Consider the following 25,958-nt stretch of genomic DNA (forward strand, 5'->3'; position numbering starts at 1 on the left):
GCGGGGTCACGCAACCCGACCTGGAGGCCCGGTGCACCTCCGCCAGCGTGCTCGGCCCCCGTACGGGGACGGTCCAGGGCCCGGGGCGGCCCGGGCGGGCGCGGAGCATCGTGCGGTTCCGCGCAACCTCGGAATGCGCAGTCCGGAGCCTGTGGATCTCCGATGGAGGCGATGGCGGCGCACGAATCCGGAGACGAGAACAGCCCCCGGGGATCCCGGGGGCTGTTCTTCGAGTGCTGGGGTACCTGGACTCGAACCAAGAACGACGGTACCAGAAACCGCTGTGTTGCCAATTACACCATACCCCAAAAGACCTGCTGGCCTTCTGTCCCCGTTGTCCGGGGCACGATCAACTACTGTACAGCATCCCGGAGGTCCACGAGACCACCCACGAGGTCTCGGTGCACTGCCGCGGCCGTCGTGGCACCGTGCCCGGCGGCGACGATGAGCTGCTCCGGCCCGGGAGGGGTCACGTCCCCCACGGCGTACAGGCCGGGAACCGTCGTCCGGCCGACCCGGTCGACGACGAGGAGTCCGTGGGCATCGCGCTCCGGGGCGGTCGGCGCGCCGGGCGTGTCGGTGCGCAGCCAGTCGAGGTCGGCGTGCCACGTCGGTCGGACGAACCCGCCCGTCCGCGGCTCCACGTGACCGTCGACGAGCCGGACCCCGGTCATGCCGGTCCGGTCGCCCTCGAGGTCCTCGATCACCCGCTCGTCGACCGCGACACCGGCACGCGCCAGCCGGGCTCGTCCCGCGTCGTCGAGCGGCGCGACACCGTTCGTGTAGACGATGAGGTCGTCGGCCCAAGCCGCGATGAGCAGTGCCCGGTCCACGACGTCGTCGGTCTCGCAGATGAACGCGAGCGGCTCCCCCGCCTTCTCGTACGCATCGCACTCGACGCAGCTGTGCACCGCGGTGCCGTAGAACGCACGGAGCATCGGCAGTGCCGGGAACTCCTCGCGCAGTCCCGTGGCGACGACGACGGTCCGCGCCCGCGCGTCCACCTCCGCACCGCGCCAGGTCCCGTGCAGCCGCCAGCCGTCGGCGTCGGGGGCCACCAGGTCGACCACGGCCTGCACGATCGTCGCCTCGGGGTACTCCTCGACCTCGGCGCGACCGAGCTTCCGGAGCTCGAGCGGGGATATCCCGTCCCGCGTCAGGAAGCCGTGCGACCGCAGGGTCGCGGCGTTGCGTGGCCGGTTGGCGTCGACGAGGAGCACCGTGCGCTTCGCCCGCACCAGGTTGAGCGCAGCGCTCAAGCCGGCCGGCCCGGCGCCGATGACCGCGACGTCGTGGACGACCGGGGTACTCGGCGCGTCCGAGGGTCCTGCAGCGCTTCCCGCGGTGCTCATGGTTCGCCGCTCAGCGGGCCGCGAGGGCGCGGAGCCGCGTCAGGGTGGACTCCTTGCCGAGGATCTCCATCGACTCGAAGAGCGGCGGGCTGATCCGGCGTCCGGACACCCCCACGCGCAGCGGACCGAAGGCGACCCGGGGCTTCAGCCCGAGGTCGTCGATGAGCGCCGTGCGGAGGGCACCCTCGATCGCCTCGGTCCGCCAGTCGTCGAGCTGCTCGAGCGCCGCGATGCCGGCCGTGAGCACGGCGCCGGTGTCGCCCTTGAGCGATGCCAGTGCGTCGTCCTCGACCACCAGGTCGGCGTCGGCGGTGAACAGGAACCCGAGCATCGCCGGGGCCTCACCGAGCAGCTGCATGCGCTCCTGGACGAGCGGCGCCGCCTTCGTCAGGACCTCGGTCTGCTCCGCGGTCGGCGGGTCGGCCACGAGGTCGGTCAGGTACGGCAGGAGCCGGGAGCGGAAGTCCGACGGCTCGAGCAACCGGATGTGGTCGCCGTTGATCGCCTCGGCCTTCTTGTGGTCGAAGCGCGCCGGGTTCGGGTTGACGTCGGTGACGTCGAACGCCGCCACCATCTCGTCGATCGAGAAGACGTCGCGGTCGGCACCGATCGACCACCCGAGCAGCGCCAGGTAGTTGACGAGCCCCTCGGGGATCATGCCGGCGTCGCGGTGGTGGAACAGGTTCGCCTCGGGGTCGCGCTTCGAGAGCTTCTTGTTGCCCTCGCCCATGACGTACGGCAGGTGGCCGAACACCGGGATCGCCGGTGCGAGCCCGATCTCGTACAGCGCCTCGTACAGGGCGATCTGCCGCGGGGTCGACGACAGCAGGTCCTCGCCGCGCAGGACGTGCGTGATGCCCATCAGGGCGTCGTCCACCGGGTTCGTGAACGTGTACAGCGGCTTGCCGTTCGGCCGGACGACCACGAAGTCCGGGAACGTCCCCTGCTTGAAGGTGATCTCGCCACGGACGAGGTCGTCGAAGCTCAGGTCACGGTCCGGGACCCGGAGTCGCAGCGCCGGCTCGCGGCCCTGGTCGCGGAACGCCTGACGCTCGTCGTCGGACAGGTCCCGCTCGTGGTTGTCGTAACCCTGCTTCGGATCGCGCCCGGCGGCCTTGTTGCGGGCCTCCATCTCCTCGGGCGTGACGAAGGACTCGTAGATGTGCCCGGACGCCTTGAGCTTCGCGATGACGTCGTCGTAGATCGCGGTCCGCTCCGACTGCCGGTACGGTCCGTGCTCACCGCCGGCGTCGACGCCCTCGTCCCAGTCCAGCCGGAGCCAGCGCAGGCCGTCGAGGATCTGCGCGTAGGACTCTTCGCTGTCCCGCGCGGGGTCGGTGTCCTCGATGCGGAACACGAGCTTGCCGCCGGTGTGGCGTGCGTACGCCCAGTTGAAGAGCGCCGTGCGGATGAGCCCCACGTGCGGGGTCCCCGTCGGGCTCGGGCAGAAACGGACGCGGATCTCGGACCCGGAAGCAGTGGTGAATGGCGCAGTCATGACCCGCCAATGCTACCGTCACGCCCTGCTCGAGCGACCCGTGAACGCAGAAAACCCCTGACCTTATGGGTCAGGGGTTCCCTGGTGTTGCTACGTTAAGTCCGGCGGCGTCCTACTCTCCCACAAGGTCCCCCTTGCAGTACCATCGGCGCTGAGAGGCTTAGCTTCCGGGTTCGGAATGTGACCGGGCGTTTCCCTCTCGCTATGACCACCGGAACACTGTCGACCATGAACCACGGTCTCAAACATGTCCCAGCTGTAGCTGAGCTATTTATTCAGTTTGATTCCCGATCGTCTGTCGGGAACCACAAAGTGGACGCGAGCCCGTGCACCAGGTGCACGGAAATCAGTGTGTTATCAAGTCTTCGGCTTATTAGTACCGGTCAGCTCCACGGGTCGTTAGTCCCCGCTTCCACATCCGGCCTATCAACCCAGTAGTCTGCTGGGAGCCTCTCACACTCAAGGTGCATGGAAATCTCATCTCGAAGACGGCTTCCCGCTTAGATGCTTTCAGCGGTTATCCGGTCCGAACGTAGCTAATCAGCGGTGCCCTTGGCAGAACAACTGACACACCAGAGGTTCGTCCATCCCGGTCCTCTCGTACTAGGGATAGATCTTCTCAAATTTCCAACGCGCGCAGCGGATAGGGACCGAACTGTCTCACGACGTTCTAAACCCAGCTCGCGTACCGCTTTAATGGGCGAACAGCCCAACCCTTGGGACCTACTCCAGCCCCAGGATGCGACGAGCCGACATCGAGGTGCCAAACCATGCCGTCGATATGGACTCTTGGGCAAGATCAGCCTGTTATCCCCGAGGTACCTTTTATCCGTTGAGCGACAGCGCTTCCACAAGCCACTGCCGGATCACTAGTCCCGACTTTCGTCCCTGCTCGACCTGTCAGTCTCACAGTCAAGCTCCCTTGTGCACTTACACTCGCCACCTGATTGCCAACCAGGTTGAGGGAACCTTTGGGCGCCTCCGTTACTCTTTGGGAGGCAACCGCCCCAGTTAAACTACCCATCAGGCACTGTCCATGAACCCGATCAGGGTCCTACGTTAGACATCCAGAGTGACCAGAGTGGTATTTCAACAATGACTCCACGAACACTAGCGTGCCCGCTTCACAGTCTCCCACCTATCCTACACAAGCCACACCGAACACCAATACCAAACTGTAGTAAAGGTCACGGGGTCTTTCCGTCCTGCTGCGCGTAACGAGCATCTTTACTCGTAGTGCAATTTCGCCGAGTTCGCGGTTGAGACAGCTGGGAAGTCGTTACGCCATTCGTGCAGGTCGGAACTTACCCGACAAGGAATTTCGCTACCTTAGGATGGTTATAGTTACCACCGCCGTTTACTGGGGCTTAAATTCAGAGCTTCGCCCAAAGGCTAACCCTTCCTCTTAACCTTCCAGCACCGGGCAGGCGTCAGTCCGTATACATCGTCTTGCGACTTCGCACGGACCTGTGTTTTTAGTAAACAGTCGCTTCCCACTGGTCTCTGCGGCCTTCAACGCTCACGGAGTAAATCCGGTCACGTGTCCGGCCCCCCTTCTCCCGAAGTTACGGGGGCATTTTGCCGAGTTCCTTAACCACGATTCTCTCGATCTCCTTGGTATTCTCTACCTGACCACCTGAGTCGGTTTCGGGTACGGGCGGCTGCAACCTCGCGTCGATGCTTTTCTCGGCAGCATAGGATCACTGATTTCCCCTTACGGGTACGCGTCGGATCTCAGGCACACAGACGACGGATTTGCCTATCGTCAGCCCTACATCCTTACACCAGGTTCACCTTACGGATACCATCGCCTGGCTCAGCTACCTTCCTGCGTCACACCTGTTCATACGCTAACCGCACCAGCATGGGGTCGAGCGTTAGACCGGCCACCATCACCCCGAAGGGATCCGGACGTCCGGGTTAGGACTCTTAGCACCACTGGATTAGCTTGGGCGGTTGTTCGCCGGTACGGGAATATCAACCCGTTGTCCATCGACTACGCCTGTCGGCCTCGCCTTAGGTCCCGACTTACCCAGGGCGGATTAACCTGGCCCTGGAACCCTTGGTCTTTCGGAGGACGGGTTTCTCACCCGTCTTTCGCTACTCATGCCTGCATTCTCACTCGTGTAGCGTCCACGGCTGGATCACTCCGCCGCTTCACTCGCCACACGACGCTCTCCTACCACTCCGCACGACTGAACCACGAAGGCTTGTCTAGTGTGCGAAATCTACAACTTCGGTGGTGTGCTTGAGCCCCGTTACATTGTCGGCGCGGAATCACTTGACCAGTGAGCTATTACGCACTCTTTCAAGGGTGGCTGCTTCTAAGCCAACCTCCTGGTTGTCTATGCAACTCCACATCCTTTCCCACTTAGCACACGCTTAGGGACCTTAGTTGGTAGTCTGGGTTGTTTCCCTCTCGACGATGAAGCTTATCCCCCACCGTCTCACTGCTGCGCTCTCACTCACCGGCATTCGGAGTTTGGCTGACGTCAGTAACCTGTTGAGGCCCATCGGCCATCCAGTAGCTCTACCTCCGGCGAGAAACACGCAACGCTGCACCTAAATGCATTTCGGAGAGAACCAGCTATCACGAAGTTTGATTGGCCTTTCACCCCTATCCACAGCTCATCCCCTCCATTTTCAACTGAAGTGGGTTCGGTCCTCCACGACGTCTTACCGTCGCTTCAACCTGGCCATGGATAGATCACTTCGCTTCGGGTCTAGAACATGCGACTCAAACGCCCTATTCAGACTCGCTTTCGCTACGGCTGCCCCACACGGGTTAACCTCGCCACATATCACTAACTCGCAGGCTCATTCTTCAAAAGGCACGCCGTCACCCCTACTAAGGAGGCTCCGACGGTTTGTAAGCAAACGGTTTCAGGTACTATTTCACTCCCCTCCCGGGGTACTTTTCACCTTTCCCTCACGGTACTTGTCCGCTATCGGTCATCTGGGAGTATTTAGGCTTATCAGGTGGTCCTGACAGATTCACACGGGATTTCTCGGGCCCCGTGCTACTTGGGATACACATCCGGCCATAACACCATTTCGTCTACGGGGCTGGCACCCACTACGGCCCGGCTTTCAAACCGGTTCGACTATGATGCGCTGTAACCGCCCCAGTCCGGCAGAACTGAGTGACGTGTCCCACAACCCCGACCATGCAACGCCCGCCGGCTATCACACATGATCGGTTTAGCCTCATCCGCTTTCGCTCGCCACTACTCACGGAATCACATGTTGTTTTCTCTTCCTGTGGGTACTGAGATGTTTCACTTCCCCACGTTCCCTCTACCCGCCCTATATATTCAGGCGGGAGTCACCAGGTCACAAAAGCGCCCAGCGGGGTTTCCCCATTCGGAAATCCTCGGATCAGGGCTCGATTATCAGCTCCCCGAGGCTTATCGCAGATTTCTACGTCCTTCTTCGGCTCCAGATGCCAAGGCATCCACCGTTTGCTCTTAGAAACTTGACCACAAAGATTAAAATTGCGATCCGTCATCACCCACAACACGAACACCAAAAGTGCCCGGTCGATTGGATGACGCGAATCAAAGATGCTCGCGTCCACTGTGTAGTTCTCAACATACGATCGGCACCACACTCCCCACCGTCCAATGACAGTGCTTCATGCGGCCCAACGAAGGACCCGTAGGCCCAACCCCCACCAGACACTCTCATGTCAGCAGGAAGCCTGGTCCCTCAGGACCCAACAACGTGCACCAGCAGGCAACTCCACCCCGACCCGTCCCAACCCTGCAAGCAGAGCGTACTGAGGTCGGAAGCATCACTCCCAACTGCACTGTCAATGTTCCACCCATGAGCTACCGGCAACCACGTTCGGGTTACTCGGCGCCTGGACCACGCCCACCCCGAAGGGCACACGAGGCCAGATGCTCCTTAGAAAGGAGGTGATCCAGCCGCACCTTCCGGTACGGCTACCTTGTTACGACTTAGTCCTAATCACCGATCCCACCTTCGACGGCTCCTTCCACAAGGGTTAGGCCACCGGCTTCGGGTGTTACCGACTTTCATGACTTGACGGGCGGTGTGTACAAGGCCCGGGAACGTATTCACCGCAGCGTTGCTGATCTGCGATTACTAGCGACTCCGACTTCATGAGGTCGAGTTGCAGACCTCAATCCGAACTGAGACCGGCTTTTTGGGATTCGCTCCACCTTACGGTATCGCAGCCCTTTGTACCGGCCATTGTAGCATGCGTGAAGCCCAAGACATAAGGGGCATGATGATTTGACGTCATCCCCACCTTCCTCCGAGTTGACCCCGGCAGTCTCCTATGAGTCCCCGGCATAACCCGCTGGCAACATAGAACGAGGGTTGCGCTCGTTGCGGGACTTAACCCAACATCTCACGACACGAGCTGACGACAACCATGCACCACCTGTACACCGACCACAAGGGGGCGACCATCTCTGGCCGTTTCCGGTGTATGTCAAGCCTTGGTAAGGTTCTTCGCGTTGCATCGAATTAATCCGCATGCTCCGCCGCTTGTGCGGGCCCCCGTCAATTCCTTTGAGTTTTAGCCTTGCGGCCGTACTCCCCAGGCGGGGCGCTTAATGCGTTAGCTACGACACAGAAACCGTGGAAAGGTCCCTACATCTAGCGCCCAACGTTTACGGCATGGACTACCAGGGTATCTAATCCTGTTCGCTCCCCATGCTTTCGCTCCTCAGCGTCAGTTACGGCCCAGAGATCTGCCTTCGCCATCGGTGTTCCTCCTGATATCTGCGCATTCCACCGCTACACCAGGAATTCCAATCTCCCCTACCGCACTCTAGTCTGCCCGTACCCACTGCAAGCCCGAGGTTGAGCCTCGGGATTTCACAGCAGACGCGACAAACCGCCTACGAGCTCTTTACGCCCAATAATTCCGGACAACGCTTGCACCCTACGTATTACCGCGGCTGCTGGCACGTAGTTAGCCGGTGCTTTTTCTGCAGGTACCGTCACTTTCGCTTCTTCCCTACTAAAAGAGGTTTACAACCCGAAGGCCGTCATCCCTCACGCGGCGTTGCTGCATCAGGCTTTCGCCCATTGTGCAATATTCCCCACTGCTGCCTCCCGTAGGAGTCTGGGCCGTGTCTCAGTCCCAGTGTGGCCGGTCACCCTCTCAGGCCGGCTACCCGTCGTCGCCTTGGTGAGCCATTACCTCACCAACAAGCTGATAGGCCGCGAGTCCATCCCCAACCAAAAAATCTTTCCACCACCAGACCATGCGGCCAGTGATCATATCCAGTATTAGACGTCGTTTCCAACGCTTATCCCAGAGTCAGGGGCAGGTTACTCACGTGTTACTCACCCGTTCGCCACTAATCCACCCAGCAAGCTGGGCATCATCGTTCGACTTGCATGTGTTAAGCACGCCGCCAGCGTTCGTCCTGAGCCAGGATCAAACTCTCCGTAAAAAAATACAGACCCAACACCCCGAAAGGCATCAGACCGAGTTGATTCTGACTGTTGACTGTCTACTGACAATCTTCAATCCAAAAGGAATTGTCTCAAACCCGACCAACCCGAAGGAAGGCCAGGCACGAGGTCAATCAATAAATTGGCATTGACAATGTGCACGCTGTTGAGTTCTCAAGGACCAGACGCACTCCCCCGCTCGACACCCGAAGATGCTCCGCCAGAGAGGCTGGTGAATCCGCTACCCGGGGAAGAACCGTGGCGGACAAGATCCCCGGGTAAACCCAGTGACCGTCTCAGCCGTTCCGTTCTCCGCCGCCGTGGCAACGAGTGATTACTTTACGCAGGGACGAACGGCTGCGCCAAGCCAGGCTGCATCCCGGGCGTGTCGCGCGGAACGGCCCCGAACGCGGAACGGCCCGCTCCCCCGAGGGGGAACGGGCCGTCGTGGTGACGAGCCGGGTCAGTGGCGCGCGATCACCGGGTTCTTGAGCGTGCCGATGCCCGAGATCGTGACCTCGACCACCTCGCCGTCGCGGATCTGGCCGACGCCGGCCGGGGTGCCGGTCAGGATGACGTCGCCGGGCAGCAGGGTCCAGATCGACGACACGAACTCGACCAGCGAGGGGATGTCGTGGACCATCTCGTTCGTCGAACCCGCCTGGCGCAGGTCGCCGTCCACGCGGGTCTCGATGCGGATGTCCGACGGGTCGATCTCGGTCTCGATCACGGGGCCGAGCGGGCAGAAGGTGTCGAACCCCTTCGAACGGGTCCACTGGCCGTCGCGGGCCTGCAGGTCGCGGGCGGTCACGTCGTTGGCGATCGTGTACCCGAGCACGACGCTCGCGAAGTCCTCGCGCCGGACGTTCTTGGCGAGCGATCCGATCACGATGGCGAGTTCGCCCTCGTGGTCGACGCGTCCGATGTCCGCCGGCAGACGGATGGGTTCGTCGGGACCGATCACCGAGGTGTTCGGCTTGAGGAACACCACCGGGTCGTCGCCGGCGCGCTCGTCCATCTCCGAGGCGTGCTCGAGGTAGTTGAGCCCCACCCCGATGACCTTCGACCGCGGGATGACGGGGGCGAGGAGCTTGGCGTCGGCGAGTGCGACGCGCTCCCCCGTGGTCTCGAACCCCTGGTACATCGGGTCTCCGGCGAGCACCACCAGGTGCCGCTCGTCGAGGATGCCGTACCGGGGGTCTTCACCCTTGCTGCTGAACCGTGCGATCTTCACCGTTCGACCCTACCCACGCCCGAGCGTCGATCAGGACGCGTCGGTCAGCTTCGTCATCCACCCGTGCGGGTCGGGACGACGGCCGTACTGGATGTCGGTGAGCTCGTCGCGCAGGGACATCGTGAGTTCCCCGGCGCCCTCGGTCGGCGAACCGATCGTGAAGCCCTCGCCGCGGAGCTCCGCGATCGGGGTCACGACGGCGGCCGTCCCGCAGGCGAACGCCTCGGTGATGGAGCCGTCGGCCACACCGTCACGCCATTCGTCGAGGGTCACGCGACGCTTCTCGACCGTGAGCCCGCGGTCCTCTGCCAACTGCAGGATCGAGTCGCGCGTGATGCCCTCGAGGATGGAGTCGGAGTCCGGCGTGACGAGCGTGCCGTCGGACTTCACGAGCACGACGTTCATGCCACCGAGCTCTTCGAGGTACTTGCCCTCGACCGAGTCGAGGAACATGACCTGCTGGCACCCGTGCTCGTACGCCTCCTGCTGGGGCAGCAGCGACGACGCGTAGTTGCCACCGGTCTTGGCGGCACCGGTCCCGCCCTTGCCGGCGCGGGCGTACTGGGTCGACAGCCAGATCGAGACCGGCTTCGGGCCCGAGGTGAAGTACGCCCCGGCCGGGCTCGCGATGCAGTGGTACCCCACCGCCTGCGCCGCACGCACCCCCAGGAACGACTCGGTCGCGATCATGAACGGCCGGAGGTACAGGCTCGTCTCGGGTGCGGACGGCACCCAGTCGACGTCGGTCTGCACGAGCTGCCGGATCGACTCGACGAAGGCCTCGACCGGCAGTTCCGGCAGCGCCAGCCGACGGGCCGACCGCTGGAACCGACGGGCGTTGGCGTCCGGGCGGAAGGACCACACCGACCCGTCCGCGTGCCGGTACGCCTTGAGCCCCTCGAAGATCTCCTGCGCGTAGTGCAGCACGCTGGCGCTGGGGTCGAGCGAGAGCGGGCCGTAGGGGTGGACCGAGGCACCGTGCCAACCACCGTCGAGCGTCCACTCGACGGTGGCCATGTGGTCCGTGAAGTGCTTGCCGAAGCCCGGGTCGGCGAGGATCTCCTCGCGCTCGGCGGCGGCGCGGCGGTCCGCCGACGGGGTGGTGGCGAACTCGAGTCCGAAGGCGGTGTCGGTGCTCATGGGGAGGGCTCCTTCTCAGGCGGTGGTGGTGCGTGCCGTGGCCGCGGCGGCGATGGCGTCGCCGATCTCGGCCGTGCGACGCTGCGTGGTGCCCCGGTCTGCCAGGTCCGCCTCGACGGCCCGCGTCACCGCCGTCGCGAGGTCGCTGCGACCGATGTGGTCGAGCAGCAGTGCGACGGAGAGGATGGCGGCCGTGGGATCGGCCTTCTGCTGACCCGCGATGTCCGGCGCGGAGCCGTGGACCGGCTCGAACATGCTGGGGAAGGTGCCGTCCGGGTTGATGTTGCCCGAGGCCGCCAGACCGATGCCGCCGCTGATCGCGCCGGCCAGGTCGGTGATGATGTCGCCGAAGAGGTTGTCGGTGACGATGACGTCGAACCTAGCAGGATCCCGCACCATGTGGATGGTGACCGCATCGACGTGCTGGTAGTCCACCGTGACGTCCGGGAACTCCGCCCCGACGGCCGCGACCGTGCGCTGCCACAGGGCCCCGGCGTGCACCAGGACGTTGCTCTTGTGCACGAGCGTGAGGTGCTTCCGTGCCCGACGGTTCGCCAGGTCGAAGGCGTAGCGGACGACCCGCTCGACACCGAACGCGGTGTTCAGCGAGACCTCGGTCGCGATCTCCTGCGGCGTGCCCGTGCGGATGGCGCCGCCGTTGCCGACGTACGGCCCCTCGGTGCCCTCGCGCACGACGACGAAGTCCACCGCGCCCGGGTCGGCGAGCGGCGTCGTGACGGCGTCGTGGACCTTGGTCGGTCGCAGGTTGACGTAGTGGTCGAACGCGAAGCGCAGCTTCAGCAGGAGCCCACGCTCGATGATCCCGCCGGCGAGCCGGGGGTCGCGGGGATCCCCGCCGACCGCTCCGAGCAGGATCGCGTCGTGCGAGGCGATGGCGGACATGTCGTCCTCGGTGAGGATGTCACCGGTCTCGAGGTAGCGCGTCGCACCGAGGGAGAACGGGGTCTCCTCGATGACGAGGTCGTCCGGGGTCACGGCGTGCAGGACCTTGAGGGCCTCGTCGACCACCTCTGGTCCGATGCCGTCCCCGCGGATCACCGCGAGCTGGAGCGTCCGGACGGCCATCAGAGCGTGATGTCGATCTCGCGGAGCGAGGAGGCGTCGATCGCCCGGCCGACGTGCTCGAGGATCTCGGCGGGCACCGGCGAGTCGACGGTGAGGACGCTGAGCGCCTGTCCGCCGGCGGCTTCGCGCGAGATCTGCATCGCAGCGATGTTGATGCCGGCCTCGCCGAACTCCTTGCCGTAGACCGCGACGATGCCCGGGCGGTCGACGTACTCCATGACGACGTGGTGCCGGTCGAGCGGGACCTCGACGTCGTGGCCGTTGATCTCGACGAGCTTCTCGACCTGCTTGGGGCCGGTGAGCGTGCCGGAGACGCTGATCGCGGGGCCGTCGGACTGGGCGCCGCGGATCGTGAGCACGTTGCGGTACTCGGGGCTGTCGGTCTCGGTGATGAGCCGCACGGTGACACCGCGCTGCTCCGCGATGAGCGGGGCGTTGACGTAGGAGACCTGGTCGCTGACGACGTCGGTAAAGACGCCCTTGAGCGCCGCGAGCTTGAGCACGCTGACGTCGTACTCGGCGAGCTCGCCGTGGACCTCGACGTCGATGCTCGTGACCGGCGACGTGGCGAGGGCCGTGAAGACCTGGCCGAGCTTCTCGACGAGCGGGATGCCGGGGCGGACGTACGGGTCGATGACGCCGCCGGCGACGTTGACCGCGTCCGGAACGAGCTCGCCGCCGAGGGCGAGACGCACCGACTTGGCGACCGAGACGCCGGCCTTCTCCTGCGCTTCGTCCGTCGAGGCACCCAGGTGCGGCGTGACGACGACGTTGGGCAGCGAGACGAGCGGGGAGTCCTTCGGGGGCTCCGACACGAAGACGTCGAGGCCGGCACCCGCGATGGTGTTCGCGGTCAGTGCGCGGTGCAGGGCGTCCTCGTCGATCAGGCCGCCGCGGGCGACGTTCACGACGAACGCCGTCGGCTTCATGAGCGCGAACTGGTCGTCCGAGATCATGCCGAGGGTCTCGGGCGTTCGCGGCATGTGGATCGTGACGAAGTCGGCGCGCTGCAGCAGGTCGTCGAGCGAGACGAGCTCGACCCCGAGCTGCTGGGCGCGGGCCGTCGTGACGTAGGGGTCGTACGCGATCACCTGGACGCCGAAGGCCTGCAGGCGCTGCGTGATGAGCGCGCCGATGCGGCCGAGACCGATGATGCCGACGGTCTTCTCGTAGAGCTCGACGCCGGTGTACGACGAGCGCTTCCACGCACCGGCGGCCAGCGACGCGTGCGCGGCCGGGATGTGGCGGGCGAGCGACAGGATGTGCCCGACGGTGAGCTCGGCGGCGGAGATGATGTTCGACGTCGGCGCGTTCACCACCATGACACCGGCGGTGGTCGCCGCCTTGATGTCGACGTTGTCCAGGCCGACACCGGCACGGGCGACGACCTTGAGGTTCGGGGCCGCGGCGATCGCCTCGGCATCGACCTTGGTGGCGGAACGCACCAGCACGGCATCCGCGTCGGCGAGGGCCGACAGGAGCGCGGGGCGGTCGGTGCCGTCCACGTTCCGGATCTCGAAGTCGGGCCCGAGGGCGTCGACCGTGGCGGGCGAGAGTTCTTCGGCGATCAGGACGACCGGCTTCGACACAGCTGCTGTTTCCTCACGAGAGACGGTTGGTATCCCACCATGCTATCGACGTGCGCGGCCCGTTACGACCGCGCGCGCCTAGAACTGCAGCAGGCTCGGCACGAACAGCTGCAGGTCGAGCCAGAGGGCGCCGGCCGCCGCGAAGGCGAGGACGAACACGGCGAGGGTGACCGCGAGCCGCGCACGACGCGTGATCACCAGGGCGACCACGAAGGCGACCGGGGCGATCAGGATGTCCAGGACCAGCCACAGCCAGGGCGTGCTCGCCTGCAGCGACTCGCCACCGGAGGTGGTCGCGAGGAACGCGTTGAACTCGTCCACCCGCTGCGAGATCTGCGTGAGGTTCCCCACCGCCTGCACCGTCATGTAGGCGAACAGCACGGCGAACACGAGCCAGACCGCGATGCGGCCGACGACCGGACCGCGCGACCGGCGGCCGATCGGCGTCGCGGCGGTCACCCGAAGCTCCGCGTCAGCAGGAACGGCCACGGGAACAGCACCACGGCTCCGAGCAGCATCCAGAGCAGTCGTGTCCGGGTCCGGCTGCCGCGGGCGGCCCACAGCACCACCGTGAACCACAGCGCCGGCGCCAGGATGGCGAGGAACCGGAGCACCTCGACGAAGACCGTCAGGACGGTGTCGACACCCGAGACGTACGAGGTCGACGCCGTCAGCAGCCAGGCGACCGTGTAGAGCAGGTAGAGCCCACCGAACACGCCGAACCCGACGAGGGCGCCGGAGGTCTCCGGTGCCTCGGGGTCGCGGTCGCCACGGTCCTTGACGGCGACCGGGTTGTGCGCGGCGTCGACGTGGGTGGCGTCGTCGGCGTCACCCCAGCTGAGCGCCTCGTCGTCGTGGTCGACGGCGTTCGTCACGTCCGGGTCGACCGACCCGTCGGGTGGGGATGCTGCCGTGTTCATGCCTCGATCCTACGAGGGACCGGCGCACGGGGAGACCACGGGTTCCCGGTGGGACGCGCGTTCAGGCGTCGGCGGGCTGCGTCGCGAGCACCTCGGCGACGACCTCGCGCACGGCGGGGAAGAGCGGGTGGCTCTCCATCAGGCCGGTGAGGATCTCGGTGAGCGCATGCGCCGTCGCGCCGGAACGGAGCAGCGCGTGCAGCTCGATCGACTCCGGGTCGTTCTCGTCGTCGAACGCGAGCGCGACGCGGACGGCGCCGAGCAGGTGCTCGACCGGCAACCCGCGTTCGGCGAGCTGCGCGGCGGGACCGACGAAGCGCTCACGCCGGCCGAGCTTGCGGAGCGGGTTCCGTCCGACGCGCACGGTGGTGTCGGGGAGGTGCGGGTTCGCGATGCGAGACAGGTTCGCCGCGACGTACCGTGCGTGCTCCTCCGGGTCGAAGCCGTGCTTCGCGACGAGCAGCGCGGTGGTCTCGGCGAGCACGCCGTCGACCTCGGCACGGACGGCGTCGTCCTCGAGGGCTTCGCGGATGAGCCGGATGCCCCGGACGTAACCGTGGTAGGCGGCCGTCGCGTGCGCGGTGTTCACGGTGTAGAGCTTGCGTTCGACGAAGGGCTGCAGGTCGTCGACCCAGGTGACGCCCTCGATCGTCGGGGGTTCGGCGTCGGAGCCGAGGAACGGCGTGCGCTCGATGACCCACTCGTAGAAGGGCTCGAGCACGACGTCGAGGCCGCCGGACTGCCCGAGCACGCCGGACTGGTCGGGGACGATGCGGTCGATGGCGCAGTTCGCGAAGACCGCGGCGATGTCGCGGTCCTCGAGCACCGGCGCACGCCGGATGCTCGCGTGCAGGGAGTCGGTGGCGTTGAACGCGTTCTCGCACGCCACGATCGTGACGTCGCCGCGCTCGAGCGGACGTGCCGCGAGTCCCTCGGCGATGAGCGGTGCGACGAGCGGGAGCGTCCGGGCACCGACGGCGGTCGTCACGACGTCCGCCTCGGCGATCGCCTGGATCACGCGGTCGCGGTCGGTCTTGCTGCTGAGCGCCCGGAAGCCGTAGACGAGGTGCTCGACCGGCATCTCGCCGACCTCGTGCACCACGAAGCGTCCGGCTTCGTTCAACGCGGACACCACACGGTCGTCGACGTCGACGAAGGTGAGCTCGTAGCCGCTCGCCACGAGGAACTGGCCCACGAACCCGCGCCCGATCTTGCCGGCGCCGATGTGGACCGCTCGTTTCGTCACCGCCATCCGATGATCATCCCATGCTGGTCGGTCCGCCCCTGACCGCTCGTGCGGACCGCGGACGACGGCTGTCGCGCATCGTCCGGGCGCACGCCGACGGGACGCCGGTGAACGGCGTCGGGGCTGGAGAAGAGCTGTTGCATAACGTTCGGGTCACGTCGCGAGGCGGCGGTGCAAGGGCTGCACCGCCGCCTCGTCATCGAGTGTTCCTCGGAAGACTACCGCGCTGCCGAGCCGTCCACGTAGTCGCCGTCGTTCTGCTTCCACGCGAAGAGCGCGCGGAGCTCGCGGCCGGTCGCCTCGATCGGGTGGCCCTCGCCCTTGGCGCGGAGCGCCTTGAACTCGGGTGCGCCGGCGTCCTGGTCGTCGATGAAGCGCTTCGCGAAGGCACCGTTCTGGATGTCCGCGAGCACCGCCTTCATGTTCTCCTTGACGTCGGGCGAGATCACGCGCGGGCCGGAGACGTAGTCACCGAACTCGGCGGTGTCGGAGATCGACCAGCGCTGCTTGGTGAGGCCGCCCTCCCAGATCAGGTCGACGATCAGCTTGAGCTCGTGCAGGACCTCGAAGTACGCGATCTGCGGCTGGTAGCCCGCCTCGACCAGGGTCTCGAAGCCGTACTGGATCAGCTGCGAGGTGCCACCGCACAGGACGGCCTGCTCGCCGAACAGGTCGGTCTCGGTCTCCTCGGTGAAGGTCGTCTTGATGCCGCCGGAGCGCAGACCACCGATGGCCTTCGAGTACGACCAGGCGAGGTCCCAGGCGGAACCCGACGCGTCGACCTCGACGGCGACGATCACGGGGACGCCACGGCCGGCCTCGTACTCGCGACGGACGGTGTGACCCGGGCCCTTCGGGGCGACGAGCGACACGTCGACGCCCTCGGGCGCCTCGATGTAGCCGAAGCGGATGTTGAAGCCGTGGCCGAAGACGAGCGTGGCGCCCGGCTTGAGGTTCGGACGGATGTCATCGGCGTAGACGATGCGCTGGACCTGGTCGGGCGCGAGGATGACGACGACGTCGGCCCAGGCGGTGACGTCGGCCGGGGTGAGGACCTCGAAGCCGGCCTCTTCGGCCTTCTGGCGGCTCTTCGAGCCCTCCTTGAGGCCGATCTTGACCTCGACACCCGAGTCACGGAGGTTGAGGGCGTGGGCGTGGCCCTGCGAGCCGTACCCGATGACGGCGACCTTCTTGCCCTGGATGAGCGTCAGGTCGGCGTCGGCGTCGTACACGATGTCAGTCACGAGGGTGTGTCTCCTTGGTTCTGGTGGATTGTGGGGGTGGCGGACCGCTGGTCAGCGCACCCGGTCGGTGATGCTCTTCGGTCCGCGGCCCATGCCGAGGAGTCCCGCACGGGCGAGCTCCTTGATGCCGTAGGGCTCGAGGACGCGGAGGATCGCCTGGATCTTGCCGGGGTCTCCGGTCACCTCGACGATGAGCGAGTCGTTCGCGACGTCGACGACCTGTGCGCGGAACAGGTTCACTGCCTCGAGCACGGCCGACCGCGTCTGGTTGTCGACGCGGACCTTCACGAGCATGTGCTCGCGCTGGACGGACTGCGAGAAGTCCAGTTCGACGATCTTGATGACGTTGACGAGCTTGTTGAGCTGCTTCGTCACCTGCTCGAGCGGGAGGTCCTCGACGTCGACGACGACGGTGATCCGGCTGAGGCCGTCGACCTCGGTGTTGCCGACGGCGAGCGACTCGATGTTGAACCCGCGGCGGGCGAACAGGCCCGCGACGCGGGTCAGCAGACCGGGCTTGTCCTCGACGAGGAGGGACAGGACGTGGCTCATGCGGTTTCCCCCGTCATGTCGGCGTCCTCGTCGTCCCAGGTGGGTGCGAGGGCCTGGGCGTACTCGATGGACGAGTTGCTGACTCCCTGCGGGACCATCGGCCAGACCATCGAGTCACGGCTCACGACGAAGTCGATCACCACGGGGCGGTCGTTCGTCTCGAGAGCGAGCTGGATGGCGGCGTCGACCTCGTCGGCCTTCTCGACGCGGATGCCGAGGGCACCGTACGCGTCCGCCAACTTCACGAAGTCGGGCACGCGGCGCGAGTCGTGGCCGGTCTCGAGGTCGGTGAACGAGTGGCGGCCGTCGTAGAACAGCGTCTGCCACTGCCGCACCATGCCGAGCGACGAGTTGTTGATGATCGCGACCTTGATCGGGATGTCGTTGATGACGCAGGTCGCGAGTTCCTGGTTCGTCATCTGGAAGCAGCCGTCGCCGTCGATCGCCCAGACCACGCGGTCCGGCTGGGCGACCTTCGCGCCCATCGCCGCGGGGACGGAGTAGCCCATCGTGCCCGCGCCGCCGGAGTTCAGCCAGGCGTTCGGGCGTTCGTACTTGATGAACTGCGCCGACCACATCTGGTGCTGCCCGACACCCGAGGCGTAGACGGCCTCGGGACCGGAGAGCTCACCGATGCGCTTGATGATGGCCTGCGGGGCGAGCAGGCCGTCGGTCGGCTCGGCGTACCCGAGCGGGAAGTCGACCTTGAGCTGGCGGAGCTTCGTCCACCAGTCGGCCGTCGAGGCGCGGTCGTCGACGGCGATGCCGCCCCACGCGTCGAGCAGGTCGACCAGGACCTCGCGGGCATCGCCCACGATCGGGACGTCGGCGAAGCGGATCTTCGAGATCTCGGCCGGGTCGATGTCGACGTGCACGACCTTGGCGTTCGGCGCGAACTCGTCGGCCTTGCCCGTCACGCGGTCGTCGAAGCGGGCGCCGAGCGCGATGATGAGGTCGCTGTCCTGCAGACCGAGCACCGCCGGGACGGTGCCGTGCATGCCGGGCATGCCGAGGTGCTGGGGGTGCGAGTCCGGGAAGGCACCGCGCGCCATCAGCGTCGTCACGACGGGCGCACCCGTCGCCTCGGCGAAGCGGAGCAGCTCGGCGGTCGCGCGGGAGCGGATCACGCCACCGCCCACGTAGAGCACCGGACGCTCGGCCTCGGCCAGGAGCTGCGCGGCCGCGGTGATCTGCTTGCCGTGCGCCTTGGTGACCGGTCGGTAGCCGGGCAGGTCGATCTTGGGCGGCCAGACGTAGGGCGCCGACTTCTGCTGGGCGTCCTTCGTGATGTCGACCAGCACGGGGCCGGGCCGACCGGTCGTCGCGATGAGGTGCGCCGCGGCCAGGGTCGCCGGCACGTCGGCCGGGTCGGTGACCAGGAACGAGTGCTTCGTGATCGGCATCGTGATGCCCACGATGTCGGCTTCCTGGAACGCGTCGGTCCCCATCAGCGTCGAGAACACCTGGCCGGTGATCGCGATGAAGGGCACCGAGTCCATGTAGGCGTCGGCGATGGCCGTGACGAGGTTCGTCGCACCGGGGCCGGACGTCGCGATGGCGACGCCGACCTTGCCGGACGACGAGGCGTAGCCCTCGGCGGCGTGGCCGGCGCCCTGCTCGTGCCGGACGAGGATGTGGCGGATCGTCTTCGACGCCATGAGCTCGTCGTAGAACGGGATGATGGCACCGCCCGGCAGGCCGAAGACGTCGGTGATCCCGAGGTGCTCGAGCGTCCGGAGGACGGCTCCCGAGCCGGTCAGGATCTCCGGCGACCGGCGTGCACCGGCGGCCGCGGACAGCGGAGTTGCTTCCGTGGGCATGAGGTGGTCCTTGCCTGGAGAGGTGGCGATGGTGCGTGTGTCGAACGCTAGCCCGTGACCGCGCCCTGGGCGGCGGACTTCACGAGCTTGGCGTACTTCGCGAGGACTCCGCGGGTGTAGCGCGGGGGCAGCGGGGCCCAGCCGTCACGGCGGGCCTCCAGCTCGGTCGGGTCGACCAGTAGGTCGAGCGAGCGAGCCGCGATGTCGACACGGATGCGGTCGCCATCGCGCACGAAGGCAACTGGACCTGCGTCCACTGCCTCGGGTGCGATGTGGCCGATGCACAGGCCGGTTGTGCCGCCTGAGAATCGTCCGTCGGTCAAGAGTAGTACATCCTTGCCGAGGCCCGCGCCCTTGATGGCTGCGGTGATGGCGAGCATCTCGCGCATGCCCGGGCCGCCCTTGGGGCCCTCGTAGCGGATGACGACGACGTCGCCCTTCTGGATCTTCCCCTCGGTGAGGGCGTCCATCGCGGCACGCTCGCGGTCGAACACCCGCGCGGGGCCCTCGAACACCTCGGCGTCGAAGCCCGCGGTCTTCACCACGGCACCCTCGGGGGCGAAGGTCCCCTGCAGGACGGTCAGGCCGCCGGTCTCGTGGATCGGGTTGTCGAGCGTGCGGAAGACCTCGCCGTCGAGCGCCGGCGGGTCGATCTCGGCCAGGTTCTCGGCGACGGTCCTGCCCGTGACGGTGAGGCAGTCGCCGTGCAGCAGGCCGGCGTCGAGCAGCGCCTTCATGATCACCGGGATGCCGCCGTTGCGGTCCACGTCGACCATGACGTACTTGCCGAAGGGCTTCATGTCGGCCAGGTGCGGGACCTTCGAGCCGATGCGGTTGAAGTCGTCCAGCGACAGCTCGACCTCGGCCTCGTAGGCGATGGCGAGCAGGTGCAGGATGACGTTGGTGGAGCCGCCGAGCGCCATCGCCACGGCGATCGCGTTCTCGAAGGCTTCCTTCGTCAGGATCTGGCGGGCGGTGATCCCGTGCTCGAGCATGTTCACCACGGCCTCGCCGGAGCGGTGCGCGTAGTAGTCACGGCGGCGGTCGGCGCTCGGCGGGGCGGCGGAGCCCGGCAGCGACATGCCGAGGGCCTCGGCCACGCTCGCCATGGTGTTGGCCGTGTACATGCCACCGCAGGCACCCTCGCCCGGGACGATGGCGCACTCGATCTTCTTCAGCTCTTCCTCGGACATGGTGCCGGCCTTGCAGGCACCGACGCCCTCGAAGGAGTCGATGATCGTGACTTCCTTCATCGTGCCGTCGGCCTGCTTCACGTAGCCCGGCATGACCGAACCCGCGTACAGGAACACGCTCGCCAGGTCGAGGCGCGCGGCGGCCATGAGCATGCCCGGCAGGGACTTGTCGCAGCCGGCGAGCAGGACGGTGCCGTCGAGGCGCTCGGCGTTGACGACGGTCTCGACGCTGTCGGCGATGACCTCGCGCGAGACGAGCGAGAAGTGCATCCCCTCGTGGCCCATCGAGATGCCGTCCGAGACCGAGATGGTGCCGAACTGCAGCGGGTAGCCACCGCCGGAGTGGACGCCTTCCTTGGCGCCCTGCGCGAGGCGGTCGAGCGAGAGGTTGCAGGGCGTGATCTCGTTCCACGAGGACGCGATGCCGATCTGCGGCTTGCTCCAGTCCTCGTCTCCCATACCGACGGCCCGCAGCATGCCACGCGAGGTGGTTGCTTCGATCCCGTCGGTGACGACCCGGCTGCGCGGCTTGACGTCGATATCAGGCATGGAGCGAGTCTAGGACGCTTTGGGATACCAGTTGGACAACAACATGCGTTCGCATGTTCCGGAGCCCGACTGGGAGGCCCGGATCACCCTGGTCAGCGCGTCGCACGAAGGCGAGCGAGCTGCTTCAGGACGCCGGTCAGGGCCGCCGGGTCCGCGATGCGGTACCCGGCACGGGTCTCCCCCGGACCCACCTTCACACCGACGTCGCCGTCCCCGAGCACACGGAAGCCGTCCTCGTCGGTGACGTCGTCACCGGCGAAGAACACCGCGTCGGCGCCGTGGAGCTCGCGTAGCCGGGCGATCGCGTCGCCCTTCGTGACGTGCCGGACGGCGAACTCGACGATGTCCTTGCCGCCGCGCTCGAGCACGTCGGCGTCGGCCTCGTGCGCCGCACGGCTCGCGTCGGCGTTCGCCTGCGCGGCGACCTCGGCGCTCACCCGACGGGTGTGCACGCCGTGGCCGGCAGGCTTGTGCTCGATGACGACGCCCGGGTACCGCGCGCCGACCTCGTCGAGCGCCGCTCCGATCCGGGCGACCCGGGCGACCTCGTCGTCGGTCAGGGCGGCCTCGTCGTGGCCGTCCACGCGCCACTCGACGCCGTGGGACCCGACCAGCGCCATGTCCTGCGGTGCGTGCGACACGGCCGCGAGGCTGCCGAGCGGGCGACCGGAGACGAGCACGACCTCGGTGTCCTTCGCGCGGTGCAGGGTCAGGACCGCTGCCCACGAGCCCGGCAGGGCGCCGACCTGCGACGGCTCGTCGGCGAACGGCGCGAGCGTGCCGTCGAAGTCGAGGGCGACGATGAGTCGCGGCGCAGCCGCGAGCGTCTCGAGTGCCGTGTCGATGGCGGTCTGGTCGGTGGTGGTCTCAGTCATCACGTGCCTCCCGGGTGTCCTCGGCAGCCCTGGCGGACTGGGCGTCCTGGTCGAAGATCGACATGTTGTCGGTCTGCGCCTCACGGTGTCGGTCCGCCGGGTCGACGGCGGACGGGTCGAGCTGGGCGTTCCGCGGAGCGTGCCGGTCGAGCGCCTCGAGGAACGAGCGCGACCAGCGAGCCACGTCGTTGTCGCGGACCCGCTTCCGGAGCGCACGCATGCGTGTCGAGCGCTCGCGGCGCGGCATCTCGATCGCGCGCTCGATGCTGTCCTTCAGCGCGCCGATGTCGTGCGGGTTGACGATGACGGCCTGCTTCAGTTCGTCGGCGGCACCGGCGAACTCGGACAGGATGAGCACCCCGTCGCTGTCGAAGCGGGCCGCGACGTACTCCTTCGCGACGAGGTTCATGCCGTCCCGCAGCGCGGTGACGAGCATGATGTCGGCGGCCAGGTAGAGCGCCACCATCTCCTCGCGCGGGTAGCCGTGGTGCAGGTACGAGATCGGCTGGTGGCCGATGACCCCGAGGTCGCCGTTGATGCGGCCGACGCTCAGCTCGATCTCGTCGCGGAGGGTGGCGTAGGTGTCGACGCGCTCGCGACTCGGGCTCGCGACCTGGATGAGGGCGGCGTCCTCGACCTTGATGCGGCCGTCCTCGACGAGCTCACCGAAGGCCTTGATGCGGTGCCGGATGCCCTTGGTGTAGTCGAGGCGGTCGACCCCGAGCAGCACCGTCTTCGGGTTGCCGAGGCTCTCGCGGATCTCGCGGGCACGCTCCTGCACCTCGGGACGGCGCGCGATGTCCTCGAAGGCCTCGGCGTCGATCGAGATCGGGAAGTGCCGGGCCTCGACGTGTCGGACCGTGATCCCCTTGCGGCTGCGCGGTGCGTCCGGGTCGTCCACGGGGACGTCGATCGTCTGGCCCTTCGTCGTGTAGCCCTTGATGTGACGGACCGCTCGGAGGAAATCGCTCGCGTCGTCGTGGCGCTGGAAGCCGATGACGTCGGCGCCGAGCAGGCCGTCCAGGATCTGCGCGCGCCAGGGCAGCTGGGCGTAGATGCCGACCGGCGGGAACGGGATGTGGTTGAAGAAGCCGATCGTCAGGTCGGGACGCTTGGCCCGGAGCAGTGCCGGCACGAGCTGCAGCTGGTAGTCCTGCACCCAGACGATGCCGTCCTGCTCGGTGATCTCGGCGATCTGGGCCGCGAAGCGCTCGTTGACGCGCTTGTAGGCGTTCCACCAGTCGCGGTGGTAGCTCGGGTGCTCGATGACGTCGTGGTACAGCGGCCAGAGGGTGTCGTTGCTGAAGCCCTCGTAGTACTCCTCGACGTCGTCGTCGGACAACGGGACCGGCACGATGTGGATGCCCTCGTTGTCGAACGGCTCGACCTCGACCTCGGGCTGGCCGACCCAGCCGACCCATGCCCCGTCGTTCGCGCGCATCACGGGCTCGAGGGCGGTGACGAGGCCACCGGGCGAGTGCCGCCACCCCTCGTTGCCGTCCTGGTCGACGACCCGGTCCACCGGCAGGCGGTTCGAGGCGACGACGAAGGCGTACTTGGTGGAGGAACGAGAAGGCGCAGACACGGTGGGAACTTACCAGCGCCCGGACAGCGCATTCACGGCGGATCGGCGGGTTCCGGTACGCTTCAGGTGCGTGTCGGGGGGACACGGGTGCTGGCGTGCGGCATCGGCCTCCCGGTCGGAGAGGACCCACCAGCCATGAGCGAGAACCCGCCGAACCCGCCCGTCCCGCCCGTTCCGCCGGGGCAGCCCGGTCCGCAGTCGTCGGATGCGTTCGGTCGCCTGCTGCGGTCCGTGTCCGGCCGTGACTGGCTGGCCGCCGTGCTCGCCGCCGTCGGCGGCTGGGTCGCCGCCTACGTGGTCGCTGCGATCTCGCTGCTCCTCACCGTCGCCGTGCTGGCAGCGGGCGGATCAGGATCCGGTTCCGTCGGGTCGGGGTCGACCGGCACCGGGACCGACCTCGGCGCCGGGAGCACCCCCGACGTCCAGTCGCTGCTGTCCGGGGTCAGCGTCCTGCTCGGCACCCCCGCCCAGCTCGTCGCCCTCGCCGACCTCGGTCGCCTGCACCTGTCCGGCTCGATCGGCTTCCTCGGGTCGGGGTCGGGCGCGCTCGCGGTCGTCCCGGCGCTCGTGCTCGCCGCGCAGGTCGTGCTGGCCGTCGTCCTCACCCGTCGCATCCGCACCCGCGGGCTCGGGCGCACCGCGATCCTGCTGACCGCCGTCCTGTCCGGGCTGGTGACCACGGTGCTGACCAACGCCGCCGCGGGCATCCTCGCCATCCGGTTCCCCGCCGTCTCCGGCGCGTCCATCGACCCCGTGCACGCGGTCGGCCTCGGCAGCATCCTCGGCGCCTTCGTGATCGGCGCACTCGCCGCAGTGCTCGCACGCCCGTCGGCCCTCCTCGGCCGGAACGTGTTCGCCGGTCGCGTCCTCGGCACACTGCGCGTCGCGGCGTCGCAGCTCACGGTGCTCGTCGTGCTGGTGACGGTCGTCGTCATCGTCGTCGCCCTGGTCGCACAGCCCTCGTGGGGCGCAGCACTGCCGGTGCTCGTCGGCAACGTCGCGGTCGGCCTCACCGCCCTCGGGTTCCTCGGCGGCGTCGGGCTGTCCGGCTTCGGCTCGGCGGGCAGCACGGCGTCGGTCTTCGGCGGCGCCGGCGGCTGGACCTGGCTCGTCGTCCTGCTCGTCGTCGCGACCTCGGTCGTCGCGGGCCTCGCACTCGCCGTCCGCCGCAACGACCGGTTCCGCACCACGCTGGACTGGGTCGTGACCCCGGTCGTCTGGTTCGCCCTCGGACTCCTGCTCTTCGTGCTCGGCACCGGGCTGGTGTCCTACCAGGCGACGGGCATCAGCGCCGTCAGCGGGACCGGTTCGATCGGGATCGCACCGTGGACGCCGCTCGTGTTCGCGCTGTGGGGCGGCGCGATCGAGGCCGTGGCACGGTACCTCGCGCCCGTGCTGCTCCCCCGCCTCGGCGGTGGCGTGGTGCTGCGGACCTCGCGCCTCGTCGGAGCGGACCCGCGCCCGGCGGCCGCGCCGTCGTTCCCGGCAGCGACTCCGGCGTTCCCGTCTGCCGGCCCGGCGTTCCCGTCGGCGGCACCCGCGAGCGACCCGGCAGCAGCAGCGTGGGCAGCGACGCCCGGCGTCGGCCACCCCGGTCAGCCGGAACAGCCCTTCGTCGGCGGCGGCGCTCCCACGCCCGCTCCGATGTCGCCGCGCGCCAAGAAGGTCCTGGTCCGCTCGCTCATCGCCGGCGGCGCCGTGGTCGTCGTCGTCATCGCGGGAGCCGTCACCACCGGTGTGCTCCGCGCCAACGTGTGGGGCCCGGCGCCGACCGTGAAGTCCTACGTGCAGGCCATCGCGAGCGGTGACGCCGACACCGCCGCCCGACTCAGCGAGGTGCCGTCCGACGCCGCCATGCTCGACACCGCGGTGCTGAAGAGCGCGAAGGACCGCCCGTCGGACATCCGCGTCGGCCGCGTCTCGACGAGCGGAGACAGCGCCCTCGCCACCGTCAGCTACACCCAGGACGGCAAGAACCGCTCCGGCCAGGTCAGCCTCCGACGCACCGGCACCTCGTTCCTGGTGAAGGACGAGTGGCGCGTCACCGAGCCGCTCGCCCAGACCGTCACGCTGACCGCGTCCGAGGTGCTCGAGGGCGCCCCGGTCACGGTCGGCGGCAAGGAGATCGGCGAGATCAGCGACGGCCGGTTCACCTCGCTCGCCTACCCCGGCACGTACGAGGTCGAGGTCGGCGGGACGAAGTACTTCACCGGCGGCACCGAGCAGGTGTCGGTCGGCGCGACGTCGTCCGGGTACGTCGACTTCACCCCCACCGCCACGAAGGCGCTGCAGCAGGACGCCGAGCAGTACGTGACCGACCTGATCGACGACTGCGCCACGAAGACCGACCTCAGCGCGCTGAGCGGGTGCCCCTGGTACGGCCCGTACGACGCCGACGGTGCCGTGCGCTACGACGTCACGACGATGCCCGAGGTCGAGGTCGAGGCCTCCGGTTCGGGCACGGTCATGGTGCAGAGCACGAAGGACGGTGTCGTCGAGTACGACTACACCTCGTACTTCGGGGACAAGGAGCACGGCGAGGACAGCTTCGATGTGTACCAGTACCTGAAGGTCGAGGACGGGAAGCTCGTCTCCGCGTACTGACGCACCACCGCGCGCGACGACGGCCGGCCTGGGATCCC

The 25,958-nt window shown here is 67.2% G+C and carries 16 protein-coding genes, 1 tRNA gene and 3 rRNA genes; 1 reads left to right on the forward strand and 19 read right to left on the reverse strand.

Going from position 1 to position 25,958, the window contains the following annotated elements; translation table 11 throughout:
- Positions 1–236: 236 nt before the first annotated feature.
- The 19 genes from DEJ14_RS11700 to otsA all read right to left on the reverse strand — a co-directional run bounded on the left by DEJ14_RS11700 (position 237) and on the right by otsA (position 23,316).
- Positions 237–308, reverse strand: a tRNA-Gln gene (locus tag DEJ14_RS11700).
- Positions 309–353: 45 nt separating this feature from the next.
- Positions 354–1,352 carry an NAD(P)/FAD-dependent oxidoreductase gene (locus DEJ14_RS11705; protein ID WP_111086025.1) on the reverse strand — a complete coding sequence of 333 codons (999 nt, stop codon included), beginning with the start codon at positions 1,350–1,352 and terminating at the stop codon, positions 354–356.
- 10 nt (positions 1,353–1,362) lie between these two features.
- A complete protein-coding gene (gltX, locus tag DEJ14_RS11710) occupies positions 1,363–2,850 on the reverse strand; it encodes a glutamate--tRNA ligase (protein WP_111086024.1) in 1,488 nt (495 codons plus the stop codon).
- A 99-nt stretch (positions 2,851–2,949) separates the two neighbouring features.
- A 5S ribosomal RNA gene (gene rrf / locus DEJ14_RS11715) occupies positions 2,950–3,066 on the reverse strand.
- A 137-nt stretch (positions 3,067–3,203) separates the two neighbouring features.
- Positions 3,204–6,331, reverse strand: a 23S ribosomal RNA gene (locus DEJ14_RS11720).
- 429 nt (positions 6,332–6,760) lie between these two features.
- Positions 6,761–8,282: ribosomal RNA gene (locus DEJ14_RS11725) — 16S ribosomal RNA — on the reverse strand.
- The 16S, 23S and 5S rRNA genes sit together here, the layout of an rRNA operon.
- A gap of 464 nt (positions 8,283–8,746) precedes the next feature.
- The gene (locus tag DEJ14_RS11730) at positions 8,747–9,517 is read right to left on the reverse strand and encodes a fumarylacetoacetate hydrolase family protein (protein ID WP_111085932.1); all 771 of its coding nucleotides are present in this window, start codon (positions 9,515–9,517) and stop codon (positions 8,747–8,749) included.
- Positions 9,518–9,547: 30 nt separating this feature from the next.
- Positions 9,548–10,657, reverse strand: a complete 1,110-nt coding sequence (locus tag DEJ14_RS11735; RefSeq protein WP_111085933.1) for a branched-chain amino acid aminotransferase — start codon at positions 10,655–10,657, stop codon at positions 9,548–9,550.
- Between the two features lie 15 nt (positions 10,658–10,672).
- Positions 10,673–11,743, reverse strand: a complete 1,071-nt coding sequence (locus DEJ14_RS11740) for a 3-isopropylmalate dehydrogenase (RefSeq protein WP_111085934.1) — start codon at positions 11,741–11,743, stop codon at positions 10,673–10,675.
- A complete protein-coding gene (gene serA, locus DEJ14_RS11745; protein ID WP_111085935.1) occupies positions 11,743–13,332 on the reverse strand; it encodes a phosphoglycerate dehydrogenase in 1,590 nt (529 codons plus the stop codon). The genes DEJ14_RS11740 and serA overlap by 1 nt, the downstream gene beginning before the upstream one ends.
- Before the next feature lie 78 nt (positions 13,333–13,410).
- Positions 13,411–13,791, reverse strand: a complete 381-nt coding sequence (locus DEJ14_RS11750; RefSeq protein ID WP_111085936.1) for a hypothetical protein — start codon at positions 13,789–13,791, stop codon at positions 13,411–13,413.
- A complete protein-coding gene (locus DEJ14_RS11755; protein ID WP_111085937.1) occupies positions 13,788–14,252 on the reverse strand; it encodes a hypothetical protein in 465 nt (154 codons plus the stop codon). Before DEJ14_RS11755 ends, DEJ14_RS11750 begins: the two co-directional genes overlap by 4 nt.
- A 61-nt stretch (positions 14,253–14,313) precedes the next feature.
- Positions 14,314–15,504, reverse strand: a complete 1,191-nt coding sequence (locus tag DEJ14_RS11760; RefSeq protein WP_111085938.1) for a mannitol-1-phosphate 5-dehydrogenase — start codon at positions 15,502–15,504, stop codon at positions 14,314–14,316.
- 212 nt (positions 15,505–15,716) lie between these two features.
- A complete protein-coding gene (gene ilvC, locus DEJ14_RS11765; protein ID WP_111085939.1) occupies positions 15,717–16,742 on the reverse strand; it encodes a ketol-acid reductoisomerase in 1,026 nt (341 codons plus the stop codon).
- A 51-nt stretch (positions 16,743–16,793) separates the two neighbouring features.
- Complete coding sequence (gene ilvN, locus DEJ14_RS11770; protein WP_022907763.1) at positions 16,794–17,294, reverse strand: acetolactate synthase small subunit; 501 nt, start codon at positions 17,292–17,294, stop codon at positions 16,794–16,796.
- Positions 17,291–19,114, reverse strand: coding sequence for an acetolactate synthase large subunit (locus DEJ14_RS11775; protein ID WP_111085940.1), 1,824 nt, complete (start codon positions 19,112–19,114; stop codon positions 17,291–17,293). Before DEJ14_RS11775 ends, ilvN begins: the two co-directional genes overlap by 4 nt.
- A 47-nt stretch (positions 19,115–19,161) precedes the next feature.
- Positions 19,162–20,856 (reverse strand): dihydroxy-acid dehydratase, encoded by a 1,695-nt coding sequence (ilvD, locus tag DEJ14_RS11780; protein WP_111085941.1) that lies wholly within the window; start codon positions 20,854–20,856, stop codon positions 19,162–19,164.
- A gap of 92 nt (positions 20,857–20,948) precedes the next feature.
- Entirely contained in the window at positions 20,949–21,731 is a 783-nt protein-coding gene (gene otsB / locus DEJ14_RS11785) for a trehalose-phosphatase (protein WP_111085942.1), read from the reverse strand.
- Positions 21,724–23,316 (reverse strand): alpha,alpha-trehalose-phosphate synthase (UDP-forming), encoded by a 1,593-nt coding sequence (gene otsA, locus DEJ14_RS11790; RefSeq protein ID WP_111085943.1) that lies wholly within the window; start codon positions 23,314–23,316, stop codon positions 21,724–21,726. Before otsA ends, otsB begins: the two co-directional genes overlap by 8 nt.
- 135 nt (positions 23,317–23,451) lie before the next feature.
- Between otsA and DEJ14_RS11795 the strand changes: the two genes are divergently transcribed.
- Entirely contained in the window at positions 23,452–25,920 is a 2,469-nt protein-coding gene (locus tag DEJ14_RS11795; RefSeq protein ID WP_111085944.1) for a zinc ribbon domain-containing protein, read from the forward strand.
- The last annotated feature ends 38 nt before the right edge of the window (positions 25,921–25,958 follow it).

The organism is Curtobacterium sp. MCJR17_020 (genome assembly GCF_003234365.2).
Lineage (GTDB): Bacteria > Actinomycetota > Actinomycetes > Actinomycetales > Microbacteriaceae > Curtobacterium.